The sequence below is a fragment of the Paenibacillus dakarensis genome, assembly GCF_001373415.1.
Classification (GTDB): Bacteria; Bacillota; Bacilli; order Paenibacillales; family Paenibacillaceae; genus Paenibacillus_AQ; species Paenibacillus_AQ dakarensis.
Genome location: NZ_CDSE01000061.1, coordinates 1 through 23,951, shown reverse-complemented (window position 1 = coordinate 23,951; position 23,951 = coordinate 1). Strand labels below are relative to the sequence as shown.

The 23,951-nt window shown below is 46.3% G+C and carries 23 protein-coding genes; 15 read left to right on the top strand and 8 right to left on the bottom strand.

Annotation, left to right across the window (positions count from 1 at the left end):
* Positions 1-73 precede the first annotated feature (73 nt).
* From recQ to BN1234_RS22530, 3 genes are all read left to right on the top strand, one after another.
* Positions 74-1,963 (top strand): DNA helicase RecQ, encoded by a 1,890-nt coding sequence (recQ, locus tag BN1234_RS15615; protein ID WP_054957595.1) that lies wholly within the window; start codon positions 74-76, stop codon positions 1,961-1,963.
* A gap of 101 nt (positions 1,964-2,064) precedes the next feature.
* Positions 2,065-3,828, top strand: coding sequence for a B12-binding domain-containing radical SAM protein (locus BN1234_RS15610; protein ID WP_054957594.1), 1,764 nt, complete (start codon positions 2,065-2,067; stop codon positions 3,826-3,828).
* 45 nt (positions 3,829-3,873) lie between these two features.
* Positions 3,874-4,041, top strand: a complete 168-nt coding sequence (locus BN1234_RS22530; protein ID WP_170308059.1) for a hypothetical protein — start codon at positions 3,874-3,876, stop codon at positions 4,039-4,041.
* 125 nt (positions 4,042-4,166) lie between these two features.
* On the opposite strand, the gene BN1234_RS15605 is transcribed toward BN1234_RS22530, so the two are convergent.
* The 6 genes from BN1234_RS15605 to mnmL all read right to left on the bottom strand — a co-directional run bounded on the left by BN1234_RS15605 (position 4,167) and on the right by mnmL (position 10,086).
* A complete protein-coding gene (locus tag BN1234_RS15605) occupies positions 4,167-5,906 on the bottom strand; it encodes a SulP family inorganic anion transporter (RefSeq protein WP_054957593.1) in 1,740 nt (579 codons plus the stop codon).
* Between the two features lie 57 nt (positions 5,907-5,963).
* Positions 5,964-6,293 (bottom strand): ArsR/SmtB family transcription factor, encoded by a 330-nt coding sequence (locus tag BN1234_RS15600; RefSeq protein ID WP_054957592.1) that lies wholly within the window; start codon positions 6,291-6,293, stop codon positions 5,964-5,966.
* Between the two features lie 205 nt (positions 6,294-6,498).
* Positions 6,499-7,428, bottom strand: a complete 930-nt coding sequence (locus BN1234_RS15595) for an alpha/beta hydrolase (RefSeq protein WP_054957591.1) — start codon at positions 7,426-7,428, stop codon at positions 6,499-6,501.
* Positions 7,429-7,490: 62 nt separating this feature from the next.
* The gene (locus BN1234_RS15590) at positions 7,491-8,459 is read right to left on the bottom strand and encodes a type I phosphomannose isomerase catalytic subunit (RefSeq protein WP_054957590.1); all 969 of its coding nucleotides are present in this window, start codon (positions 8,457-8,459) and stop codon (positions 7,491-7,493) included.
* A gap of 83 nt (positions 8,460-8,542) precedes the next feature.
* Positions 8,543-9,133, bottom strand: a complete 591-nt coding sequence (gene mnmM, locus BN1234_RS15585) for a tRNA 5-(aminomethyl)-2-thiouridylate-methyltransferase MnmM (RefSeq protein WP_054957589.1) — start codon at positions 9,131-9,133, stop codon at positions 8,543-8,545.
* The gene (gene mnmL, locus BN1234_RS15580) at positions 9,133-10,086 is read right to left on the bottom strand and encodes a tRNA modification radical SAM protein MnmL/YtqA (RefSeq protein WP_054957588.1); all 954 of its coding nucleotides are present in this window, start codon (positions 10,084-10,086) and stop codon (positions 9,133-9,135) included. The genes mnmM and mnmL overlap by 1 nt, the downstream gene beginning before the upstream one ends.
* Positions 10,087-10,362: 276 nt before the next feature.
* Here mnmL and BN1234_RS15575 point away from each other — a divergent pair, with 276 nt between their 5' ends.
* A complete protein-coding gene (locus tag BN1234_RS15575; RefSeq protein ID WP_054957597.1) occupies positions 10,363-10,548 on the top strand; it encodes a hypothetical protein in 186 nt (61 codons plus the stop codon).
* Between the two features lie 181 nt (positions 10,549-10,729).
* Positions 10,730-11,443: a tRNA (guanosine(46)-N7)-methyltransferase TrmB gene (gene trmB / locus BN1234_RS15570; protein ID WP_054957587.1), complete on the top strand. Its 714-nt coding sequence runs from the start codon at positions 10,730-10,732 to the stop codon at positions 11,441-11,443.
* Positions 11,444-11,553: 110 nt separating this feature from the next.
* Here the strand turns inward: trmB and BN1234_RS15565 are convergent, their stop codons facing one another.
* On the bottom strand, positions 11,554-12,681 hold the full coding sequence (locus BN1234_RS15565) for an MGDG synthase family glycosyltransferase (RefSeq protein ID WP_054957586.1): 1,128 nt from the start codon (positions 12,679-12,681) through the stop codon (positions 11,554-11,556).
* 730 nt (positions 12,682-13,411) lie between these two features.
* Here BN1234_RS15565 and BN1234_RS15560 point away from each other — a divergent pair.
* The 5 genes from BN1234_RS15560 (at position 13,412) to BN1234_RS15540 (ending at position 16,509) form a co-directional block, all read left to right on the top strand.
* The gene (locus BN1234_RS15560) at positions 13,412-14,650 is read left to right on the top strand and encodes a glycosyltransferase family 2 protein (RefSeq protein ID WP_054957585.1); all 1,239 of its coding nucleotides are present in this window, start codon (positions 13,412-13,414) and stop codon (positions 14,648-14,650) included.
* A gap of 279 nt (positions 14,651-14,929) precedes the next feature.
* Positions 14,930-15,424, top strand: coding sequence for a translation initiation factor IF-3 (gene infC, locus BN1234_RS15555; RefSeq protein WP_054957584.1), 495 nt, complete (start codon positions 14,930-14,932; stop codon positions 15,422-15,424).
* A 29-nt stretch (positions 15,425-15,453) separates the two neighbouring features.
* The gene (gene rpmI, locus BN1234_RS15550; protein ID WP_046678638.1) at positions 15,454-15,654 is read left to right on the top strand and encodes a 50S ribosomal protein L35; all 201 of its coding nucleotides are present in this window, start codon (positions 15,454-15,456) and stop codon (positions 15,652-15,654) included.
* A 30-nt stretch (positions 15,655-15,684) separates the two neighbouring features.
* The gene (gene rplT / locus BN1234_RS15545; protein WP_054957583.1) at positions 15,685-16,044 is read left to right on the top strand and encodes a 50S ribosomal protein L20; all 360 of its coding nucleotides are present in this window, start codon (positions 15,685-15,687) and stop codon (positions 16,042-16,044) included.
* A 144-nt stretch (positions 16,045-16,188) separates the two neighbouring features.
* Positions 16,189-16,509, top strand: coding sequence for a hypothetical protein (locus tag BN1234_RS15540; protein ID WP_054957582.1), 321 nt, complete (start codon positions 16,189-16,191; stop codon positions 16,507-16,509).
* Here BN1234_RS15540 and BN1234_RS15535 read toward each other — a convergent pair.
* Entirely contained in the window at positions 16,485-16,958 is a 474-nt protein-coding gene (locus BN1234_RS15535) for a GNAT family N-acetyltransferase (protein ID WP_054957581.1), read from the bottom strand. The two genes, BN1234_RS15540 and BN1234_RS15535, sit on opposite strands and share 25 nt — an antisense overlap.
* Positions 16,959-17,549: 591 nt before the next feature.
* On the opposite strand from BN1234_RS15535, the gene ilvB reads away from it, so the two are divergent.
* The 5 genes from ilvB (at position 17,550) to leuB (ending at position 23,823) form a co-directional block, all read left to right on the top strand.
* On the top strand, positions 17,550-19,292 hold the full coding sequence (gene ilvB / locus BN1234_RS15530) for a biosynthetic-type acetolactate synthase large subunit (RefSeq protein WP_054957580.1): 1,743 nt from the start codon (positions 17,550-17,552) through the stop codon (positions 19,290-19,292).
* Between the two features lie 4 nt (positions 19,293-19,296).
* The gene (gene ilvN, locus BN1234_RS15525) at positions 19,297-19,782 is read left to right on the top strand and encodes an acetolactate synthase small subunit (RefSeq protein ID WP_054957596.1); all 486 of its coding nucleotides are present in this window, start codon (positions 19,297-19,299) and stop codon (positions 19,780-19,782) included.
* Positions 19,783-19,927: 145 nt separating this feature from the next.
* Positions 19,928-20,920, top strand: coding sequence for a ketol-acid reductoisomerase (gene ilvC, locus BN1234_RS15520; protein WP_054957579.1), 993 nt, complete (start codon positions 19,928-19,930; stop codon positions 20,918-20,920).
* Positions 20,921-21,027: 107 nt separating this feature from the next.
* A complete protein-coding gene (locus BN1234_RS15515; protein ID WP_054957578.1) occupies positions 21,028-22,566 on the top strand; it encodes a 2-isopropylmalate synthase in 1,539 nt (512 codons plus the stop codon).
* Positions 22,567-22,743: 177 nt separating this feature from the next.
* Positions 22,744-23,823, top strand: coding sequence for a 3-isopropylmalate dehydrogenase (gene leuB / locus BN1234_RS15510; protein ID WP_054957577.1), 1,080 nt, complete (start codon positions 22,744-22,746; stop codon positions 23,821-23,823).
* Positions 23,824-23,951: the final 128 nt, after the last annotated feature.

Sequence of the window (23,951 nt, the reverse complement as noted above, 5' to 3'; positions counted from 1 at the left end):
ATCGGTAAACTGAAAGGATAGAGCTTCTGCCGCCAAAGGCAAGGGCTAAGTGGTTAGAGTTAGGAGTTTGCATATGATAAGAGTGGATGAAAGTCTTTCCGAATCGATGGATTTAAATACAGCACGTGCATATTTGCAAAAATATTACGGATATCCTGATTTTCGCGAAGGTCAGAAGAAGATTGTGGCGAGCCTTCTGGATGGCCGTGATACGCTCGGTATTATGCCGACAGGTGGAGGTAAATCGATCTGTTATCAGATTCCGGCGATGATGCGTCCCGGTTTAACACTCGTCATTTCTCCGTTAATATCGCTAATGAAGGACCAGGTTGATGCGCTGACGACAGCTGGAGTATCCGCGGCATATATTAACAGCACCTTGAGCGGCAAGGAAGTGAATGAGCGAATTCGTGCTGCGAGACGGGGCGAGCTGAAGCTGCTGTATGTTGCTCCTGAGCGGCTTGAACTGGACTGGTTCCGGGATGAGATGGCAGAGCTTCAAATTTCCTGTGTAGCGGTTGATGAAGCGCACTGTGTCTCCCAGTGGGGGCATGATTTCCGGACAAGCTATTTATCAGTAGCCCCGTTCGTGAAGGGATTACCTGAGCGCCCGATTCTTGCAGCCTTTACAGCAACAGCTACGCCGGAAGTTATGGAAGACATGCAGCGCCTTCTTCGTCTGGAGGACCCGCAGGTATTCGTTACAGGTCTTGGGCGTGACAATCTGGAGATGTCTGTCCTGCGCGGGGAAAACAAGCGGGAGTACGTGCTGAATTATGCAGCTTCACACAGGCATGAGTCAGGTATCATTTACGCGGCTACACGCAAGGAAGTCGATGATTTATGCCAGCGCCTTCAGCTGCAGGGCTTGGCTGCTGGACGCTATCATGCGGGGATGAGCGATGAAGAGCGGGCTTCCAGCCAGGAAGCGTTTTTGTATGATGATATCCGGGTGATCGTTGCTACCAATGCATTTGGTATGGGGATTGATAAATCAAACGTTCGATATGTCATTCACTATAATATGCCGAAAAACATGGAGTCCTACGTTCAAGAGGCTGGCCGTGCGGGCCGTGATGGTGAGCAGAGCCAGTGTATTCTGCTGTTCAGCGCACAGGATATCATGACACAGAAATTCCTGATTGAGCAGAATCCGCAGGATCCGGAACGCAAGCATAATGAATACCGAAAGCTGCAGCAGATGATCGACTATTGCTATACAACACGCTGCCTCCGCAGTGCCATGCTGAACTATTTTGGCGAAGCTCATGATGATCAGCCGTGCGGAACCTGCAGCTCATGCACAGACGACCGTGAACTCATTGATATTACGGTGGACGCACAGAAGATTTTCTCCTGTATTCACCGGATGCGTGAACGCTTTGGCGTATCGATGGTTGCATCGGTGCTGAAAGGCTCGCGTGCCAAAAAAGTGCTGGAGTACGGCTTCGACCGGTTACCAACCTACGGTGTTATGTCGGGTAGAACCGAGAAGGAAATTTCGGAGACGGTCAATGTGCTAATATCCGAGGGATTTCTTTCCCTTTCGGAAGGGCAGTACCCAGTAGTGAAGCTGCAAAGCGCTGCAGCAGAGGTACTGAGAGGGCAGAGAGAAGTGATGCAGCGGGTGCCGCGCCCATCCAGAGCAGCATCCTCAGCGTCACAGCGTCGCAGTTCACGCCGAGATGCCTCTCCATCGGCTGTTAATGAGACCGTGTTTGAACAGCTCCGTCTGATCCGCCGTGAGCTGGCAAGCCGGGAGCATGTACCGTCATATATTATTTTTAATGATGCGACATTGCGTGAGATGAGCGTAGTCTGCCCGCAGAACGAAGATGAAATGCTGAACGTTAAAGGAGTCGGCGAAGTGAAATTCCGCAAATACGGAAAGCCGTTTCTTGATTTCTTCCTGAACCAGTCAGAGGGGGACGCCCATCATGACGATCCTTATGAGTATGAATAGATGGAATCAAAGAAATAACGGTAAATAAGAATTAACGTAATCATTAGAACGAATATGGACGAATAAGAAACCGGAATAATTTTTAGCGAAGGTCGTGAACCATGAAGGTCATTTTATCCACATTGAACGCCAAGTACATCCATACATCACTCGCTATCCGCTGCCTCAAGGCATACAGTGAGAAGGATTTCGATATCGAGCTGACCGAATATACAATTAAGGATCCCGTGATGAACATCGTTTCCGATCTGTTTCAGCGGAAGCCGTCAGTCATTGGATTCGCCTGCTACATCTGGAATATCGAAGAGACAATCAGGGTCATTGATATTGTGAAGAAGGTTATGCCGGAAGTTACGATTATTTTGGGTGGACCTGAAGTGTCCTACGATACTGCCTACTGGATGGAGCGGCTTCATAACGTTGATTTCATCATTATCGGGGAAGGAGAAGAGACGCTGAATCATCTTCTGAAGGAGATTGAAGGCGACCGCAAATATCATCTTGTATTCGGAGCAGCTTACCGGAAAAATGATGAAGTGATCATTAACCCGCCGCGTCCGAAGGCTGAGCTCGGTGATCTGCCTTCTCCGCACCGGTTTGCGGAGGATATACCTCATCTGGGCAAGCGTGTGGTGTATTTTGAGACAAGCCGCGGCTGCCCGTTTAACTGTCAGTTCTGTCTCTCGAGCATTGAAGTGGGTGTTCGTTATTTCGATATCGAGCGGACCAAGTCCGATATTCTATATCTAATTGAAAATGGTGCGAAGCTGATCAAATTCGTGGACCGCACCTTTAATATCAAACGCGATTATGCGATGGAGATGTTCCAGTTTCTGATTGAGAATCATCAGGGGTGTGTGTTCCAGTTCGAGATCACGGCTGATATCATGCGACCGGAGGTGCTGGAGTATCTGGCTGAGAATGCTCCTCCAGGCATCTTCCGCTTCGAGATCGGTGTTCAGTCTACGAACGATCCGACGAATGAGATGGTAAAGCGGCGCCAGAATTTCACCAAGCTGTCACGTACCGTGAATATGATTAAGGAAAGCGGCAAGATTGACCAGCATCTGGATTTAATAGCCGGCCTTCCGCTGGAAGATTATGATACCTTCCGCAAGACGTTTAATGATGTGTTCGCACTCGGTCCGGAAGAGCTTCAGCTTGGCTTCTTGAAGATGCTGCGAGGTACCGGACTTCGAATTGATGCTGATAAATACAATTATACGTATATGGACCATGCGCCTTATGAGATTTTAAGCAGTGATGTACTGCCTTTCTCGGACATCGTAAAGCTTAAACGTCTGGAGGATGTGCTGGAAAAGTACTGGAATGCACATCGTATGGACCATACCATTCAATATTTAATGGCACATGAATTTACGTCTCCATTCGATTTCTTTCAGGAGTTTGGTGATTATTGGGAAGCGCAAGGATGGCAAAAGATCGGCCATCAGCTGGAGGACCTGTTCACAAGGCTGACAGCGTTCCTCAAAGATCGTCAAACGCCTCGAATGGAGGTTATTGTTGGACTGATGAAATTCGATTATTTCCTGGGACATAAATATAAGCCGCGGAAAATTTGGTGGGATTTCGTACAGGACAAAACGGAATGGGCTGCTCATTTGAAACAGGCTGTTGAACAGCAGGCTGAGTTCTCTGAAGGCTTCGCTGAGCTTGGGCTTGGAGAACGGGAGCTGCAAAAGCATGCGATGATCGAGATGCTTCCTTTCAATCTGGAAGAAGTCATTCACCATGGCAGCAGCGGAGTATCTGAGAATGGGGAACGTCCATCCCAGACCATGCTAGTTGTGCTGTACCAGCAGACAGAGGATGGGCGTCCGTTATATTTCACAAAATCGGTTTAAAATCACCTGGGATCCGGCATTCTAACGGATAGAGGGGTGATGGTCATGATCGACGATAAGAATCCCGGACGTAAAGATGAGAATGAACCCACCGTTGCACCTGGGCTCGACAGCAATGGCATGCTTCGGGAGGAAGCGACCCGGGAGGAAGTGGAGCGAGGGGACTACACCGAAGTCACGCAGCTCATCATTGATCGTACGCCGGAGGATTAAGTTATATTAAAGAAAAATTCATCGTAATTGAACAAAAACAAGCAGGCCGCCCAGAGTCTTCATCTCTTGGCGTCCTGCTTGTTTTTAGTTTACAGAGTAGTTTTCAACCCCACGTGTTAATGGGATTAGGAAATTTGCTTCTGACGAAGCTGACCGTCACGGCGTAACTCTTCGCATTCCCGGAATGCACACTGCGTGCATGATGCACACTGATTATACTTAATGTTCCGGAGAGCATAATTCAAGGCTTCTCCTGTATGCTCAAAGAAATGCTCATCACCAATCACCGGGTAACATCCTGTTTTCATGAGCAGCTGTCTAGGCTGCTGCTGAATGCCGGAGATGACAACCAGGACCCCTTGCTCTTTGAGGTTGTTAATGAGTCTGGAGAAGTTCGATTCGCCGGATGTATCCATGTAGGGAACGTTCTCCATCCGGAGCAAAGCGACTTGAAGCTCAGGATCTGCGAGCAGCTTTTGTCCGAAGCTTCCGAATGTATGGGTAGCTCCAAAGAATAGAGGCCCCTCGATATTATACATACCGATCTGTGGGCAGTTGTGTTCTTCCGTTACAATATGCGGCTGCACCTTTTCTTTATGAGAGGAGTGGTCCGGTAATACCTTATTTACCGCCATCATGCTGCTCATTCGTTTAAGGAACAGCACTACAGCCAAGGCCAGTCCTATTTCAACCGCAACTGTCAATGTCGTGAATACCGTCAGCAGGAAGGTGACAACCAGAATAAGCGAGTCTCCTGTCCGGGTCTTGAGCATATGTCGAAACGATTTATGTTCACTCATATTCCAGGCTACAACCATAAGAATCGGAGCCATACTAGCGAGCGGGATATTCGAAGCATAGGGTGCGAACAGAACAACAATCAACAGAACGACAACGCCATGAATAATGCCTGATACCTTCGAAGTCGCCCCGCTTTTAATGTTTGTTGCTGTACGAGCGATCGCACCTGTAGCTGGGATACCGCCAAACAGGGGAGCGGCCATGTTCGCTACACCTTGTCCGATTAGTTCCCGGTTGCTGTTATGCTTCGTTCCTGTCATTTCGTCGGCGACAACAGCTGACAACAGAGACTCAATACTTCCGAGCAAGGCGATAATAAGCGCAGGCTGAATCATGGTCATAACCCGGTCCCAGGTCAGATGAATAGGAGTGAATTGTGGCAGTCCAGCGGGAATCACTCCATAAGCTGAGCCAATCGTCGTAACCTTGCCGGGAAATAGCCATGCAGCAATCAATGTGGTTACGATGATCCCTACCAGAGATGCCGGGACCTTTGGCAGGAGCTTAGGTGTAATGATCAATATAGCAAGACAGATGACGGCGATAAGCACACTGTATACATTAAGTGAAGAAATGCGTAAGAAGATCTCGCGCATGTTATCGAAAAAATACTCATGACGTTCTACACCTTGCAGCCCCAGAAAATTAGCGATTTGACCGCTGAAAATGGTGACCGCGATGCCTGATGTGAAACCGATGGTGACCGGCTTCGGTATGAAGCGAATTAATGAGCCGAGGCGCAGAAGCCCCATCAACACGAGAAATATGCCGGCCAGAAATCCGGCAATCAGCAGATTTTCATAGCCGTATTGAAGAACGATTGCAAGCAGGATCGGTATGAATGCCCCTGTTGGGCCGCCGATCTGAAATTTCGAACCGCCGAGCAGAGAGATTAATATGCCTGCGATAATAGTAGTGTACAAGCCATACTCGGGCTTAACGCCCGAAGCAATAGCAAAAGCCATCCCTAACGGAATGGCGACGATCCCTACGATGCACCCAGACATTAAATCCTTACGAAAAGCATTTACTGAGTAATTACTGAATTGTCCCATCCATTTCATTAGTTATACCCTTCTTTTTATTAGTATTCATTCAAGTGTTACTTCCATGTATTAATTTCATGATAGCTTCCTGATATCCTCCAGAAGCGAGATGGACTCTACCAGATGATTGTTAAATATTTGACGTGCTACTTCCAATAGATCGCTAATCAAAGGATCGCGCAGTGAATAAATAACGGTTGTGCCTTCCTTTACCGTATTGACCAGGTTTTTAGAGCGAAGTACGGAAAGCTGCTGCGATACAGCGGACCCTTCTGATCCAAGCAGGGCCTGAAGCTCATTTACATTCCGCTCTCCCTGACTCAATATCTCCAGGATGCGGATCCGCATGGGATGGGAGAGTGCTTTGAAAAAATCCGCTTTAAACTGTTGAATCCCTCGGTCCATAATTGTTATCTCCTTGATTTCTAATGTTTATATATCTGAATTTTTGAATATTTGAAAAAGCGACGTTCATCATGGTAACACGACTGTTTAGTTTTGAATGTTACAAACTTAACACTTTTTAAAAAAATAACAGTGCCTTCCATGAATTGGTTTCAATCCGTAGAAGGCACTGTTATTTCTAAACTACTGTTCGTATAATTTACCCTTATTCATGGATTTGCCGTTCCAGCCATTCAAGAATATGGGCAGCAACCTCATCCCGGTTCGTCTCGTGCAGCATTTCATGACGTCCGCCGGGGTAAAGTCGATATTCCAGATGTTTAACACCAAGTTTCTTGTATAGCTCGATGAGCTTTCGAACGCCTTTTCCGTGCATCCCCACAGGATCTTCTTCACCGGAGTAGATATAGACCGGCTTATCTTTTTCAAGCCTGCTCAGCATTTCAGGTTTATGAATCTGCTGGAGCAGCTGAAAGAATTCCCGGAAGAAACGGGCAGAGCATATTTGTCCGCAGTAAGGATCATTTATATAGCGGTCGACTTCTTCCGGATCGCGGGATAACCAGTCGAATGGTGTCCGAATCGGTCCAAATCCTTTGTTATATGGGCCGAATACAATGGCATTAATTAGGATGCTTCGGTGAGTATCTCCCTTTATTTTGGCCTGGGTTGCAGCAAGAATCTCTCCGAACTTCAGCAAACCTCGTGGACCGTTAGATCCTGACAGGATAAAACCATCAAAATGCCGGGAATCAGTGCACATAATTCTCTGCGTTATGAAAGATCCCATGCTGTGGCCAAGCAAGAAATGAGGAATATGAGCGTGCTTCTGCTTAATGATCGAAGAGAGGAGGATAATATCATCTATCATTCCTTCAAACCCGTTCTCTCCCGCGTCTCCTAAAGCTTGAAGGTTCTCCGCTGTTCTGCCGTGTCCGCGATGATCATTAACATATACGGCATATCCATGCTTCGTCAACAGAGAGGCGAGACCTTCATATCTTGCTCCGGTCTCACTAACACCGTGAACAATCTGCAGAACGGCCTTCACATCCTTGTCAGGATCGGGAAGCCATTGATATACAAATACGTTCATTGCCTGATTGTTAGGCATCGTAAACGTTTCGGATTGCATACTTCCCCACACCTCCACAAAACAATATTTTTGCCTCGTGATACTAAATCCAAATCAGAATATTAAGGAAGATAAGAACGAAGAACTGTTGAGTTTCCTTCCAGTGTGTAAGAACCAAGGTTTGCAGGCAGCAGGAAGCATTGTCCTGAGGTATAGGCTATGGAGCCGCCATCCCATTTCAATGTGCCTTCACCATCACATATTACAAGGATCGTGAAGCTGTCTTCTGTAGTCGAGAGGCTCCAAGGGCTTTCAAAAATACCTTTTTCAACGATAAAATAAGGGGATTTAGCTAATTGCAGCCATTCTCCTGGTACTGCGCCTTCAGTGCTCATGGTTGAAGCGCCGGAGCCTTCATATGCCGTGACATTCAGGGAATCCTCAATATGGAGCTCACGCGGTTTACCGTCAAGACCTGGACGGTTATAGTCGAAAATGCGGTAGGTTGTATCCGAATTCTGCTGGATTTCAGCTACCACAACGCCGGCACAGAGGGCATGGACAGTTCCGGCAGGTATGTAAAATGTATCGCCAGCCTTGACAGGAACTTCTTGAAGCGTCTCCATAACAGTTCCGTTCTCGAGTGCTTTCCTCAGGTCTTCACGGGTAACGCCTTCCTTCAGGCCATAGATGATTTTAGCATCAGGCTTGGCAGCCAGGACGTACCACATTTCAGTTTTGCCCAACTCGCCTTTAGGTAGTCCTTCATAATCATCAGTAGGATGTACTTGAACGGACAGATCATCATTGCAATCAAGAAGCTTGATTAAAAGGGGAAAACGTCCATTAACCTCGGAGAAGCCCTGTTTGCCGAACCATTCGGGACCGAATTGCTCGCGGACTTGATCTAGGCCAAGCCCAGCTAATTCACCGTTAATCACGGTTGTAGTACCGTTAGGGTGATCGGCAATCATCCAGCCTTCACCAATATGACCTTCAGGAATGCTAAGACCGAACTGTTCTAGAGCCCGGCCACCCCATACACGTTCTTTAAATTCTGGTTGAAATAACAAAGGATACGGTTTTGTCATGATGCCTCAACTACCTTTCAACATGTTGTAGTATTCTATAACTGCATACGCTTACGAATTGAATCACATTTCCTACCTGCTTATCATAACGGCTTTTTTCGCTCGAGCGCAATAAGGAATGGTGCATTAGGACGCTGCAGACCCCGGTACACAATAGCTTGAGCTGTGCGCTGGGGGAGGGCTGAGGCCCAAGCCTCGACAGCAGCGGCTTCTTGTCCTCCGCCTTCATGTCCCGGGTAAACAACAATCGTAACGATACCTCCAGGTGAAAGCAGCTTAAGGCTGGCTTCGAGTGCGGGCAAGGTGCTGTCAGATGAGGTAATGATCTTTTTATCCGCTTGCTCCGAGGGCAGGTAGCCCAGATTGAACATAATGACTGAGATTTTACCGTGATATTCTGCAGGTATATGCGCTTGCATATTGGAATGGCTGTCCTGAAACAGGGAGACTTCTGCTAGTCGTTCAGAGGGCTCCTTCATAAGCCTGCGGCGTGTCAATTCCAATGCTTCCTGCTGAATGTCAAAGGCAAAGACGCGGCCGCGAGGGCCGGCTGCTTTCGCCAGAATGAGGGTGTCAGCCCCCGTGCCTGCTGTAGCATCGACCGCAATTCCGCTTGACTTGAGACGCTCTGCTGCAAGCTTGTGAGCAAAACTTAACACAGAAAGAAAGCCCATCAGCATTTCCTCCACATTTTACCCTGCCAGGTATCACGCTCTTTTAACTCCCGATCAATTCCGTTTAGAACTTCCCATTTCTTCAAGCTCCAGGTCGGTCCAATTAACAGATCACGCGGCGCATCTCCGGTGAGGCGATGAACGATCATTTCCGGAGGAAGGAACTCCAAGGTATCTACAATGAGCTTGGTGTACTCGTCCTGTTCAAGGAAACGGAGGAGACCGGCTTCGTATTGCTTCACCATTGGCGTCTTGCGCATCAGGTGAAGCAGATGAATTTTAATTCCTTGAACGTCCATATTAGCCACGGCTCGTCCGGTTTCGAGCATCATTTCATGACTCTCCTGAGGAAGGCCATAGATGATGTGTGTGCACACCCGAATATTATGCTTGCGAAGTTTCTCAACGGCCTCCAGGTAACATGCGGTATCATGTGCCCTGTTAATTAGCTCAGAGGTGGAGTCGTGGATTGTCTGAAGACCCATTTCGACCCACAGATAAGTTCTTTCGTTCAGCTCGGCCAAATACTCGACAACATCATCCGGGAGACAATCCGGACGGGTGGCAATCGATAATCCTACAACGCCAGGCTGTTCTAAAATAACCTCGAAGTATTCCCTTAGCTCCTCCACAGGCGCATACGTGTTGGTATAAGCTTGGAAGTAGCCAATATATTTGGCATGCGGCCATTTCTGATGCTGCTTGTCGCGAATAGTATTGAACTGGGTTACGAGGTCATCGCGTCTGCGTCCTGCAAAATCGCCAGAGCCCCGAGCACTGCAAAAGGTGCATCCGCCCTTGGCAATGGTGCCGTCACGGTTCGGGCAAGTAAAGCCTGCATCAAGCATCACCTTGAAAACTTTGTCCTGGAACTGGTTTCTCATTTCATAATTCCATGTATGAAATCGTTTATCGCCCCAGAGCAGCGGGGCGGATGTAAGAGATGGTTTCATGGTTTCTCCTTTTGAAATCTTTAGGATATTTCTCACAGCTTAAAACGGATACTTGATATATTGTATCAAAAAAAAGATCCTTAAGTCATGCCCGGAAAACTTCCGCCTTCCGTCACTTGCTCGTATTTCATGAAATTGCTATTATTAATTTATAAAGTAGTTTTTTTTATGAATGATTGGTTTCACTGCAGCGAAGAGTGGTTAATTAAAAATCAGCAAATAGAATTCATATTCATGTTGTTTTGTGGATATACTGTCATCATAGAGGTGATCAGAATGAATTCAGCTCAAACCACCATGAAAGATCAGAAAGCAAGAATCACTGTGGAGTTTACCCCGGATGAAGCTTTAGCTCTAACTGGAGTGGAATTTAACGCCAATCATGAGATTAAAGCCTCTGCACAACGGAAAATTCGGGCTGCATTTGAGAAGTCGTTTGACTTTGCAGTTGAAGAACGGTAGACAATTCGCAGTTTAACTACCGCGGAACCCCAATTCCAAATATACCGAAAAAGGAACCCTTTATTTTGTCTTGTGCAAAAGAATGAGGTTCCTTTTTCTTTTGGCCCTTTACATTTGGAGATAACTTCGTCACAATGTTTCAGTATAAGTCAATTCATAGGATAAGTTTCGGAGGTATATCATGCGTCTACGTGGAAGAAAAGGAATCCGGGAAAGTTTGGAGCAGCAGGAGGATTTGGTTGTTCTGGATCCCCGGCAATATAAAGGGAAATGGGCTTCATTGTTCGGTAACGATAAGCCGATTCATGTTGAATTCGGTATGGGTAAGGGACAATTTATCAGTCAGATGAGCTATAAACACCAGGATGTAAATTTTATCGGGGTGGATATGTACGATGAATTGATCCGCCGGGCGAGTGAAAAGGGCCGTGATGTCTGGGCAGCTGAAGGATTGGAGACACCTCCAAATCTGAAGCTTGCCTTGATGAATATCGAGAATGTCGAGGAAGTGTTTGAACCGGGCGAGATTGAGCGTATTTATCTCAATTTCAGTGATCCTTGGCCGAAAACCAAGCATGCTCGCCGCCGTTTAACCCATCCAAGATTTTTAGATAAATATAAGATAATTATGAATGAGCGAGGACAAATTCATTTTAAGACGGATTCAGTCACCCTGTTTGAATTCTCGTTGAATTCTTTTGCAGATTATGGATTGCAAATGACTAACATTTCGCTTGATCTTCACCGGGAAGGGCTGAATGAACAATTTGTAATGACAGAATACGAGACCAAATTCGTAGGACAAGGCGTCAAGATTAACCGCTGTGAAGTGATTGTCGGTTCAGAAGCGCTTGCTGAGTATCAGGCCATTCGCCTGGACAAATACGGTAAATAAGAAGGGCCTGCTTCCTTCTTATATGACTGAACAGACCATGATAGCGCTTGCATTATTATAATAGAAGAAATATGTTTTTCAGTATGACAAAAAAAGGTGCCCCCTGATCATCAGGAGTGCACCTTTTCATTTTCCAGCATATCCAGAATACTCCGCGCACTTTGCATGGGATGATATCGCTGAATGTCCTCTAAATTTTGTGATCGGCGCATGGAGATTTCATCGTATTGATAAATCAATTTGTTCATCCATTTGCCAATTACCTCAAGAGAGGTTATCGGCTCACCAAGGCCCTGCGCAGTGAAATAGTGGAAATTCTCCTCTTCCTGTCCGGGGAGAGGATGATGAAACAGCATGGGAATACCTTTAGCAAGTCCTTCTGTGCAGGTCATTCCTCCCGGCTTGGTTACAAGCAGGTCAGAAACCTCCATCAATTTATCCACTTCCCGTGTAAACCCGAATATCCTTATATTAGGGTGCTGGTAGCGTGGATTGCTCTCCATTTCGTACCTTGCCTTATCATTATTCCCGAAACAGAATATAACCTGAATCTCTTCACGCCATCTTGTCAAATATTCATGAACGACCTGGTCATTCATCATTCCCCAGCCGCCGCCCATTACCAGGACAGTAGGCATGTCAGAAAGATTAAATTTCGCCCGAATCTCCTCTTTGCTGGGACGTTCCCAGAAATGAGGGTGGATCGGAATGCCTGTCACTTGGATTTTCGCCTGTGAAACGCCGCGATTAAGCAGTTTGCGCCTTACCTCTGGTGTTGAGACGAAATACCGATCGACCTCTGGACTGATCCAGGTATCATGTGCATCATAATCCGTTATGACCGTGCATAAAGGAATATTTGTCCCTAAGCGCTTTAGTCGGGAAATAACAGCGCTTGGTATGAAGTGTGTGCATACAATAATGTCGGGTCTTAGCTGTCTCACCACATTTTTGGTGCTTGTATAGAAAATCCGGTGTAACGCCAGCGTAGTGAACCGGTTAAAGGACTTTTGATGCCGATACATATAACCGATCAGTCTAGGTTGCGACGTTAGGGTTTTGCGATAGGCCGAAATGATCAGCGGTGCTATCTTCGGGTTTAGAAAACTTCCAAGTTCCAGGACCCTTGTTTGAACATTCGGGGATAACTGACGTAAACTGCTTGAGAGCGCGTGAGCGGCCTGTGTATGGCCTGCGCCGAAGCCCTCCGATAACAGTAATACCCTTTTTTTAGCCACTCTTTTCACCCGTTCCTGCAGCGTTATTACATATCCATAACATATCGGCTTTAAGGAAAGAATGCAACTGACTGGCGCCCGATTTCTTGAGAAAGGGCTTCTGCAAAAGATTGCCGGCGTTGTTTCGTTGTCTAAAAAATGGAAATAAACAAATTGATAAACGCATAAAGGACTTTTGTCCTGTTTTGCTTATATATCATACGTTATAAGGGTCTGCAGGTTTTAGTCATCAGAATAACAGATGCAGCTGGTTCGAAATTTGACGAAAATAAAGGACTGTGGTCTTTTGACTTGAATCAAAGTTATCGCTACAATGGTTCAAATGAGAGACAAAAGTTTAAAAAAAATTGAAGTGTATAATCCAAACTTTTTCTCCCGTTCATCTGTTAAAGATATAAAGAGCACATTTTTCTGAAGTAAAAGACGTGCAGAGAAATAAAAAGTAAGAAAACAGATGAAAATAAGAACTAATGCCGTTTGAATCGAAGCTTGCTGGCATGCCGGAGGCAAGTGGCGCTCTATTTAACAATATACTTGGAAATTAGAGCAATTCACGCTTTTGACAAATGATCTTAAAGTGTGGAAAATCGATATGACGTGCGAAACAGCTTCCGTGACACCGGAGCTGAATGTAGACAAAGACAGTAACAAAGGGTCATGAAACTAAAATAAACTAGAGAAATAGAAAAAAACACATTCTCAGGGTATTAAAAGGGGGTAATGGGGAATCATGACAGACGCCATCTTTATCGCGCTTCAAATATTATTGGCCGCGGTTGGTGTGTACCAGTTCGTATTCTCTTTATTTGGTCTGTACAAGAAAAAGAAAAAGAAGAATTTCGAACCGACGAAGTCATTTGCGGTACTGGTTGCAGCCCACAATGAAGAGCAAGTGGTCGGAGCGCTGATGGAAAATTTAAAGAAGCTCAACTATCCAAAAGAATTATACGAAGTGTTCGTAATTTGTGATAACTGTACGGATCGCACAGCCGAAATCGTCCGTGAACACGGAATGAATGCTTGTGTCCGTACGAATCAGAATCTCCGTGGTAAGGGCTATGCGATTGAATGGATGCTGAAAGAATTGTGGGCTATGCCTCGTCAGTTCGATGCAGTTGTTATGTTCGATGCCGACAATCTGGCTCATCCGGATTTCCTGATTGAAATGAACAATGATCTGTGCTCTGGGGCCAAGGTTATTCAAGGTTATATCGATACGAAGAACCCGGAAGATTCATGGATTACAGCAGCATATGGTGTATCTTACTGGTACATCAACCGTCTGTGGCAGTTGTCCCGCCATAATTTGAATATGGCTAACTTCCTCGGGGGTACAGGGATGTGCTTTGAGACCAACCTGTTGAAGGAAATTGGTTGGGGAGCAACCAGCCTGGTTGAAGATTTGGAGTTTACAATGCGTAGTGTCATGCGCGGTATTTATCCGAAATTTAACTATGACGCCAAGGTGTTCGATGAGAAGCCATTGACCTTTAAGGCATCCGCAAGACAACGTTTGCGCTGGATGCAGGGTCACTTTACGGTAGCGCGCCGTTATTTCTTCCCGCTGCTCTGGCGTGCGATTAAAGAGCGCAGTATCGTCAAGCTTGACCTGGCGTTATACGGAGTCAATGTATATATTGTATTGCTCACGTTTATACTAACTGCGGTGCTGTGGGTCGATTCGGCATTCTTTGATGGTCCGAATATCGCGAACCTGTACGGTCATCTGCCGGTATGGCTCAGCTTTACAGCGATTGCTGCGAATGTCTTTACCTTCATGATCGCTATGATCCTGGAGAAAGTAACGTTTAAGAAAGTTTATGCTTATCTGATCCTGTTCCCGGTATATCTGCTGTCTTGGTATCCGATTACGGTTTATGCGTTCTTTACACAGAACAACAAGCAGTGGAGCCATACAGAGCATACCCGTGTGGTTCGTCTGGAAGAAGTTCAGAGTAAGCAGGGCTGATTATAAACATTGCAGAATGTTGTTGACACTGGGATGATGATGTGTTAAGATACTTTGGTGTCAAACTGAATACTGATTGTAAGCAGAAGCGCCGCTTCTCACCTGACCGACAACATGTTGGCTGGTTTGATCACGAAATCTACGAATGAATGAAAACTTCATTTCTTGAGATGTGTATCAAATAGGGATGCCGGTGATTAAATCGGTATCCCTTTATTTTTGTCTTATGACAATAGGAATTAAACAATTTGGAGGTGGAGTACTATCAGTAAGGAACATATGATCAATGACGAAATTCGGGCGAAGGAAGTACGTTTGGTTGGCGCAGAGGGCGAACAGATTGGTATCAAACCGATTCGCGAAGCGCTTCAAATGGCAATGGATCTTAATCTTGACCTGGTGAACGTGGCTCCTCAGGCAAAGCCGCCTGTATGCCGCATCATGGATTACGGAAAATTCCGCTATGAGCAGCAGAAGAAAGAGAAAGAAGCCCGTAAGAACCAGAAAATCGTTGATATCAAGGAAGTATGGTTCCGAGCTAACATTGAGGAGCACGATTATCAAACGAAGCTTCGCAATGTCGTAAAGTTTTTGAAAGACGGCGATAAGGTGAAATGCTCTGTGCGTTTCCGCGGTCGTGAAATCACTCATGCCAACATTGGCCAGAAGATTTTAGAACGCGTTAAAACTGAAGTTGCTGATCTATGCATCGTGGAGCGCCAGCCTAAGCTGGAAGGCCGCAGCATGATTATGATCTTGGCTCCTAAAGCCTAAGAGACATTTATGAGGAGGAAGTTGTTACTATGCCTAAAATGAAAACACACAGCAGCCTGAAAGGCCGCTTCAAAATTACCGGTACTGGTAAAGTGAAACGTTACAAAGCTTACAAAAACCACTTGCTTTCCCACAAATCCAAGCGTGCTAAGCGTGTCCTCGGGACTAGCCCTGTTATGGCACCTGGAGATGTTAAACGTTTGAAGCAAGGCTTGGCTAACTTGAAATAGTAAACAACAATTATTGGGAGGTCTTTTAATATGGCACGAGTTAAAGGCGGATTCGTTGTTCGTCGTAGACATAAAAAAGTATTGAAGCTTGCTAAAGGTTATTTCGGTTCTAAACACCGTATCTTCAGAACTGCTAACGAGCAGGTTATGAAATCCCTGGTATACGCATACCGTGACCGTCGTCAGACAAAACGTAATTTCCGCAAATTGTGGATCGTACGTATCAATGCTGCTGCGCGTCAAAATGGCTTGTCTTACAGCAAAATGATGCATGGCCTGAAACTGGCTGGCGTGGATATCAACCGCAAAATGCTGGCTGATCTGGCTGTAAACGACCTGAACGCATTCAATTCTTTGGCAACTGTAGCTAAAGAAAAAGTGAATGCTTAAGATATAAGCATAGAAAAGAACCGCTGATTAATCAGCGGTTCTTTTTTTGTGTTATCTGCCCTTTATTGCTCATACAGGCGATAAAACAAGCGTTCAAGTTCTTCCGGAAATATACTGAATCGTATAAATCGAAGGAGGGATTTTATGCGTAGGCCTGTCAGTAAAGCTGAAGTAAAACAATATGTGGGTAAGCAGATTTATGCGTATACGAAAGACGGGAGTTTTGTAACCGGCAAGCTCGTTCGTGTCTCTGGAAATCGGCTTTTGCTGGAGCCGGTAGAAGGAAAGAAAGTGAAGACGAAGGCGTTAGCGCCGCTTGTGCTTTTTGATCTGTTGGCCATAGGAACGTCACCATTTGGCTTTGGTGGTTTTGGACCTGGATTCGTTGGACCTGGATTTGTTGGTCCTGGCTTCGTTGGCCCAGGATTTGGTTTTGGAGGTTACCCAGGCGGATTCTTTTGGTAAACAAGCGCTAGATTTTTTTCCAGTTCATAACATTTGTTAGGCGTTATAATCCGGACGATTTGGTAGCCCATTTTTTGATAAAAGGAGAGCCCCTTATGATTGCCCCAATCGACCATGACCTTGGCTCTTTTACATCCGCGGGATACAGCGAAATTTTCGGCATATTCCATCAAAGATTTTCCCCAGCGCTTCCGCTGAGCGGCTGGTTCAACGGCTAACATATCAATAAATAAAAGCTCGCCATGAAGCATAAAATGGACAAAAGCGACCGAAGAGGCCTTTCTGCTCGGAGAGGCAACAAAGGTTACGCCTCGCTGGAGTCTTGTCGGAATATCCTTGCGAATAAGTTCTATCTCTTTGGGACTCAGATGCGATAGAGGTACGAGCTGCGACTCGATTAATTGCATAATAATGGGATCGTCCTGCTTGGAATTTCGGTAGCGAATCATCCAATCCTGCCTCCCTTCACACCTTTAATAAAGCCTCGGATTATCATATGTGGCAAGGGTTAGGAGCGTGTTAGAACACTCCAGTTACTGGATAATCAACAGTAATTCCGCGCAAGAAGTAAAATAAATATGTTGACTTCTAGAATCAACCAATCATATAATGTTTCTAAACATTTTAACGAATAATTTGATCGGCAATGATGAGGACGAAGTTTAAAGGGCTCTTTTGCTCAGAGAGTGGATGGATTAGCTGCAACCACCACCAAAATCCCTTTTATACGAGCTCACCTCGGAGCTGTTTCCCTGAAAAAGGATAGGCTAATGCTTCAACGCATTAACAGGTCAATACTCTATTAGGGGAAATCGTATGGTTCTCGTTACGAACCGCAGATATTGAAGCGATGGTTTCTTATTGTTTTATGCTTCATACCTGCTGAGGCTTTGCATTGCGAGATGTGAAGCAAAAATGGGTGGTACCACGGAAGCTAAACCTTTCGTCCCTCACACGGAGAAATCCGGAGTGGAGGGCGGAAGGTTTTTTTATTATTCATGCTTGAAGAAAAGATCCATTATTTGAGAGGAGGATGACTGATGAGCGCGCAAACTCCAGAAGTGCGGTCTACAGAACAATTACGAGAAAAATGGATGAAGCCCGAAGTGATTACAGGATCGGAAATCCTGCTTCGGAGCCTTCTTTTGGAAGGTGTTGAGTGTGTCTTTGGATATCCGGGAGGGGCCGTACTATACATTTACGATGCCATGTATGGATTTGAGGATTTCAAGCATGTCTTGACCCGCCATGAGCAAGGTGCAATTCATGCAGCTGACGGATATGCCCGGGCAAGCGGCAAAGTCGGTGTCTGCATTGCAACGTCAGGACCTGGGGCAACCAACCTCGTCACTGGCATTGCAACGGCATATATGGATTCAGTCCCGTTGGTTGTGATTACGGGGAACGTAGCCACATCGCTAATCGGAACAGACGCGTTCCAGGAAGCCGACATCACAGGCATTACAATGCCGATCACGAAACACAGCTACCTGGTTCGTGATGTGGAAGACCTGCCGCGAGTCATCCATGAAGCCTTTCATATCGCATCGACAGGACGTAAAGGGCCAGTGCTGATCGACATTCCGAAAGATGTTTCGGCAGCCAAGGCGCTGTTTACCCCGGGTGAGCACATCAATCTGAGAGGATATAACCCTTGCACGATTCCGAATCGTTTACAGCTCGATAAATTGTACCGGGCGATTGAAGATGCAGAGCGTCCAATGATTTTAGCTGGCGGCGGCGTAATCTATTCAGGGGCACATGAAGAGCTTTACGAATTCGTTAAGCAGACCCAAATTCCGATTACAACAACGCTATTGGGTCTCGGTGCTTTCCCGAGCGGACACGAGCTGTGGACGGGGATGCCGGGGATGCATGGTACGTACACCTCTAACCATGCGATTCAGAACTGCGATTTGCTGATTAACATAGGAGCCAGATTCGATGACCGGGTAACCGGAAAACTCAATGGTTTTGCTCCACATGCCAAAATTGTTCATATCGATATCGATCCTGCTGAGATCGGTAAAAACGTCCCTACTGATATTCCGATAGTCGGCGATATCAAAACGGTACTCGAAATGCTGAATCCGGACGCACCGGCAGCAGTAAAAGCGGACGCTTGGAGAGAGCAAATCAGTAAGTGGAAGGCAGAATACCCGTTCAGATATACGGATTCTGATACCGTGCTGAAGCCGCAGTGGGTTATCGAAATGCTTAACGAAACGACTAATGGTGAAGCGATTGTAGCAACGGACGTAGGTCAGCATCAAATGTGGGCGGCTCAGTATTATAAGTTCAACCATCCGCGTTCATGGATTACATCCGGCGGTCTCGGAACAATGGGCTTCGGATTTCCTTCAGCGATTGGTGCCCAGATGGCACATCCGGAACGGTTAGTTATCTCGATTAACGGCGACGGCGGCATGCAGATGTGTTCACAGGAGCTAGCCATTTGCGCCATCAATAACATTCCTGTAAAAATCGTGGTCATCAATAACCAGGTGCTCGGAATGGTTCGCCAGTGGCAGGAACTGATCTATGATAACCGATACAGTCATATCGATCTTTCAGGAAGCCCGGATTTCGTAAAGCTTGCTGAAGCATACGGAGTAAAAGGGCTCAGAGCTACCACGAAGGAAGAAGCGCGTGCAGCTTGGGCAGAGGCGCTTGAAACTTCAGGGCCTGTACTTATCGATTTTGTAGTAGATAAAGGCGAAAATGTATATCCGATGGTAACCCAGGGCTCAACAATTGATCAAATGCTGATGGGGGATGCGTAAGATGATGAGTATGAAACATACCATTGCCGTACTCGTAAACGATCAGCCTGGCGTCCTGCAGCGGGTGTCCGGACTGTTCGGCCGCAGAGGCTTCAACATTGAGAGTATTACGGTAGGTCAATCGGAAGAGATTGGATTGTCCCGTATGGTCATTGTGACAACAGGGGATGACACTACACTGGAACAAATCGAGAAACAGCTTTACAAGCTGATCGATGTAATCAAAGTGATTAACCTGAGTTCGAAACCAATGGTAGCTAGAGAATTAGCACTGATTAAAGTCAAGGCTGATCCAGCGGCAAGACCAGAAATACTTGGTGTAGTTGATACATTCCGTGCATCGGTTGTTGATATCGGAGCGGTCAATATGATGATCCAGGTTGTTGGTGATACAGGGAAGATTGATGCGATGATTGAACTGCTGAAGCCTTATGGAATCAAGGAACTGACCCGTACAGGCACAACGGCAATGATTCGCGGCAATGCTTAATAGCTGGATATATTTATATAACAATTAGAATGAGATACACACCCGGATGCATGAGGAGCGGGTGTTTCAGGAGATCGGGGCAGCCGGGTCTGTTGAAATACCCGCTCATTCATGAAGGGTTTTAAATCAAAGGAGGACTTATAAAATGCCAGTAACTACTTATTATGAACAAGATGCAGAATTAAGCGTTCTGAAAGACAAAACGATTGCAGTAATCGGATATGGAAGCCAGGGTCATGCCCAAGCGCAAAACCTGCGTGATAGTGGAATTAACGTGGTCATCGGTCTTCGCGAAGGAAAATCTTTCGATAAAGCAAAGAATGACGGTTTCGAAGTGCTGTCAGTTGCTGAAGCAGTAAAACGCGCAGATGTCGTTCAAATCTTGATGCCTGACGAAACTCAAGCAGCTGTTTATAAAAATGACATCGAACCTAACTTGAAAAAAGGCGCGGCACTCATGTTCTCTCACGGCTTTAACGTACATTTCGGACAGATTGTAGCTCCTAAAGATAATGATGTTCTCCTGGTTGCTCCTAAATCCCCAGGTCACATGGTTCGCCGTACGTATGTTGAAGGCTTTGGTGTTCCGGGCCTCATCGCTGTTGAGAAGGATGCAACTGGACAAGCAAAAGAAATCGGTCTTGCTTATGCAAAAGGTATTGGCTGTACACGTGCAGGCGTTATCGAAACTTCGTTCCGCGAAGAAACAGAAACCGACCTGTTTGGTGAGCAAGCTGTATTGTGCGGTGGTGTATCCGCATTGATCAAGGCCGGATTTGAAACGCTGACTGAGGCTGGCTATGCTCCTGAAATGGCTTACTTCGAGTGTCTGCATGAACTAAAGCTCATCGTTGACATGATCTATGAAGGCGGACTTGCTTCCATGCGTGATTCCATCAGTAACACGGCGGAGTATGGTGATTATGTAACTGGACCTCGTATTGTAACGGATGAAACGAAAAAAGCGATGAAAGCGGTATTGTCCGACATTCAGCAGGGTAAATTCGCTCGTGACTTTATCCTGGAGAATCAATCAGGCCGTGCATTCCTGACGGCAACTCGCCGCAATGAATCCGAGCATCCGGTTGAGGTTGTTGGTTCCCAACTGCGCGAAATGATGCATTGGATCAAGAAGTAAGAGCGTATAATGTACTACTAATTCATAAACTGCCGGCGGTATGGGATGTAAGATATTCCAGCCGCCGGAAGTTTATGTAGAGCCATAAACTTCGAGGAGGTGTCGGCATGCGTAAGATATATGTTTTTGATACGACGCTGCGGGATGGAGAACAGTCACCCGGCGTAAACTTAAATACCCGCGAAAAAGTAGAGATTGCCCTTCAGCTTGAAAAGCTGGGAATCGACCGCATGGAGGCTGGCTTTCCTGCAGCTTCGCCGGGAGATTTAGCAGCTGTTAACGCCGTGGCACGAGCAGTAAAAGATGTGACAGTCATCGGTCTGTCCCGTTCACGCGAGCAGGATATCGATGCCGTCCGCGAAGCGCTCCAAGGTGCGCAGGATCCTTGTATTCATGTGTTTCTTGCGACATCGCCTATTCATCGTAAATTCAAGCTCCGGATGGAGAAAGAACAAGTACTGGAGACGGCGCAGGCTGCGATCCGTTATGCCAAGAAATATTTTTCTAAAATCGAGTTTTCACTTGAGGATGCTGGACGTACAGAGTACGACTTTATGGCTGAAATGGTTGGCATGGCAGTACGAGAGGGAGCGAATGTTGTTAACATTCCGGATACAGTAGGCTATTTGAATCCTTCGGAGTATGGTGCAATCTTTAAATATTTGAAAGAAACCGTTCCAGATATAGAGAAGGTGCAGCTGAGCGCCCATTGCCATAATGACCTGGGCATGGCGACAGCGAATACACTTGCGGCCATTATGAACGGAGCAGATCAGATTGAGGGTACGGTAAATGGAATAGGTGAGCGAGCAGGGAATACTGCGATCGAAGAAATTGCGATGGCCCTGGAGACTCGTCATGAATTTTTCCAAGCTAAGACGGGACTGAATCTGACTGAAATTGCCCGTACGAGCCGTCTTGTCAGCAAGCTCACCGGAATGGTTGTTCCTGGCAACAAGGCGATTGTAGGAGCCAATGCATTTGCACATGAGTCTGGAATCCATCAGGACGGAATGCTGAAGGAAAAAACCACCTATGAGATTATGACACCTGAATCGATCGGCTTGAAGGAAAGCAAGCTGGTGCTCGGCAAACATTCCGGACGCCATGCGTTCCGCGAAAAGCTGCTTGATCTGGGGTACGATCTGGATGAAGAACAAGTAAACGAGGCTTTTATTAAGTTCAAGGTTCTGGCCGATAAGAAAAAAGAAGTATCCGATGATGACCTGCTGGCCCTGCTGGAAGAGAAGCTGACAGATACGCCTGAAGTATACAGGCTGCAAACCATGTTTGTTACTTATGGTAATGCTTCAACGCCTACGGCCCGGGTTACAATCGAGACAGAAAATGGAATGGTCGAGGAAGAGGCTGAAGGCAATGGATCTGTTGATGCAATATATAATGCCATCGATAAGGTGACTGCCGAGGAAGTAACTCTTGCCGATTACTCTATCAAATCTGTATCGCGAGGAAAGGACGCCTTAGGTGAAGTGCATGTGGTGCTGTCTCAAAATGATGTGGCAGCTCAGGGACGCGGACTTAGCACCGACATACTGGAGGCAAGTGCGCGTGCTTATGTGGATGCAATGAACCAATTGCTGGAGAAACGCAAAACCTTTAGCAAGCGCGATCGTATCACACTGTAACGCCCTTTCTACAGGCTTCCGAATTAGTTCGGAGGCCTGTTTTTAGAATGCTTATAGGAAAAACTTATAAAGGCCATAGATTCTATATCTTGGTCAAACCATTTGGTTGTGTGATACAACAATAACTAAGGATAAAACGGACGAATACATTATACATACCTTAAGGAGTGATTGACCATGACAGAGACGAAGAAAATCGCTGTAATATCGGGGGACGGCATTGGCCCGGAAGTGGTAGCGGAAGCTGAGAAGATTATTAAGCGCACTGAAGAAGTATTTGGCCTTTCGTTTACAACGGAACACGCATTATTCGGAGGAATTGCGATTGACCAGAAAGGTACGCCGCTGCCAGAAGAAACGTTGAAGGTGTGTAAAAGTGCAGACGCTGTGCTTCTCGGAGCTGTGGGTGGACCTCAGTGGGATAACAATCCGAAAGAGCTTCGCCCGGAAACGGGTCTCCTCGGCATTCGTAAAGAGCTGGGCTTGTTCTCGAACCTTCGTCCAGCGGTTATTTTTGATTGCTTGAAAGACGCATCAACCTTAAAGCCGGAAGTGCTTGAAGGAACAGATTTGATGGTGGTCCGTGAGCTGACAGGCGGTATATATTTTGGCGAAAAGTTCAGACGCGAGGGAGCAAACGGCGAAGAAGCCGTAGATACTTGCGTATACAACGTAACAGAGGTGGAGCGGATTGTGCGGCAGGCTTTTGAAATTGCCCAGAAGCGCCGTAAGAAGCTTGCCTCTGTCGATAAGGCAAACGTGCTTGAAACATCCCGTTTATGGCGTGAAACGGTAAATCGGATCGCTCCTGAATATCCGGATGTAGAGCTTGAACATGTGCTGGTAGATAACTGTGCTATGCAGCTGCTCCGCCGTCCTGCAAGTTTTGATGTCATTGTAACTGAGAACATGTTCGGTGATATTTTGAGTGATGAAGCAGCAATGTTAACAGGCTCCATTGGGATGCTGGCATCCGCTTCAATGGGTGAAGGCTCTTACGGATTATATGAACCGGTTCACGGATCAGCTCCGGATATTGCGGGTCAAGGATTAGCGAATCCGATCGCTACTATCTTGTCGGTTGCACTTATGTATCGTCTGACATTTGGATATGCTGAAGCGGCGGACGCGATTGAGCGGGCTGTAGCCGAAGTGCTTGATGCAGGACACCGTACGGCTGATATCGCTTCAAATAAAAGCAGTGCTTTAAGCACAACGCAAATGGGTGATTTAATCGCTGAAGCAATTCGTAAGTAATGAGAACGTAAGGAGATATACGATAAGACTATATAGATAGTTCGCTATGGTGTTTCATTGTGGTATTTCATATGGTGATGCTCCCCATTGTCTGTCATTTTGCAGGCAGTGGTTTTTTTTTTTTTTTT

What these genes read in the sequence shown, in the direction of transcription:
- recQ (WP_054957595.1), top strand. Translation starts at nt 74, where the DNA reads ATGATAAGAGTGGATGAAAGTCTTTCCGAATCGATGGATTTAAATACA.
- BN1234_RS15610 (WP_054957594.1), top strand. Translation starts at nt 2,065, where the DNA reads ATGAAGGTCATTTTATCCACATTGAACGCCAAGTACATCCATACATCA.
- BN1234_RS22530 (WP_170308059.1), top strand. Translation starts at nt 3,874, where the DNA reads ATGATCGACGATAAGAATCCCGGACGTAAAGATGAGAATGAACCCACC.
- BN1234_RS15605 (WP_054957593.1), bottom strand. Translation starts at nt 5,906, where the DNA reads ATGAAATGGATGGGACAATTCAGTAATTACTCAGTAAATGCTTTTCGT.
- BN1234_RS15600 (WP_054957592.1), bottom strand. Translation starts at nt 6,293, where the DNA reads ATGGACCGAGGGATTCAACAGTTTAAAGCGGATTTTTTCAAAGCACTC.
- BN1234_RS15595 (WP_054957591.1), bottom strand. Translation starts at nt 7,428, where the DNA reads ATGCAATCCGAAACGTTTACGATGCCTAACAATCAGGCAATGAACGTA.
- BN1234_RS15590 (WP_054957590.1), bottom strand. Translation starts at nt 8,459, where the DNA reads ATGACAAAACCGTATCCTTTGTTATTTCAACCAGAATTTAAAGAACGT.
- mnmM (WP_054957589.1), bottom strand. Translation starts at nt 9,133, where the DNA reads ATGGGCTTTCTTTCTGTGTTAAGTTTTGCTCACAAGCTTGCAGCAGAG.
- mnmL (WP_054957588.1), bottom strand. Translation starts at nt 10,086, where the DNA reads ATGAAACCATCTCTTACATCCGCCCCGCTGCTCTGGGGCGATAAACGA.
- BN1234_RS15575 (WP_054957597.1), top strand. Translation starts at nt 10,363, where the DNA reads ATGAATTCAGCTCAAACCACCATGAAAGATCAGAAAGCAAGAATCACT.
- trmB (WP_054957587.1), top strand. Translation starts at nt 10,730, where the DNA reads ATGCGTCTACGTGGAAGAAAAGGAATCCGGGAAAGTTTGGAGCAGCAG.
- BN1234_RS15560 (WP_054957585.1), top strand. Translation starts at nt 13,412, where the DNA reads ATGACAGACGCCATCTTTATCGCGCTTCAAATATTATTGGCCGCGGTT.
- infC (WP_054957584.1), top strand. Translation starts at nt 14,930, where the DNA reads ATGATCAATGACGAAATTCGGGCGAAGGAAGTACGTTTGGTTGGCGCA.
- rpmI (WP_046678638.1), top strand. Translation starts at nt 15,454, where the DNA reads ATGCCTAAAATGAAAACACACAGCAGCCTGAAAGGCCGCTTCAAAATT.
- rplT (WP_054957583.1), top strand. Translation starts at nt 15,685, where the DNA reads ATGGCACGAGTTAAAGGCGGATTCGTTGTTCGTCGTAGACATAAAAAA.
- BN1234_RS15540 (WP_054957582.1), top strand. Translation starts at nt 16,189, where the DNA reads ATGCGTAGGCCTGTCAGTAAAGCTGAAGTAAAACAATATGTGGGTAAG.
- BN1234_RS15535 (WP_054957581.1), bottom strand. Translation starts at nt 16,958, where the DNA reads ATGATTCGCTACCGAAATTCCAAGCAGGACGATCCCATTATTATGCAA.
- ilvB (WP_054957580.1), top strand. Translation starts at nt 17,550, where the DNA reads ATGAGCGCGCAAACTCCAGAAGTGCGGTCTACAGAACAATTACGAGAA.
- ilvN (WP_054957596.1), top strand. Translation starts at nt 19,297, where the DNA reads ATGAGTATGAAACATACCATTGCCGTACTCGTAAACGATCAGCCTGGC.
- ilvC (WP_054957579.1), top strand. Translation starts at nt 19,928, where the DNA reads ATGCCAGTAACTACTTATTATGAACAAGATGCAGAATTAAGCGTTCTG.
- BN1234_RS15515 (WP_054957578.1), top strand. Translation starts at nt 21,028, where the DNA reads ATGCGTAAGATATATGTTTTTGATACGACGCTGCGGGATGGAGAACAG.
- leuB (WP_054957577.1), top strand. Translation starts at nt 22,744, where the DNA reads ATGACAGAGACGAAGAAAATCGCTGTAATATCGGGGGACGGCATTGGC.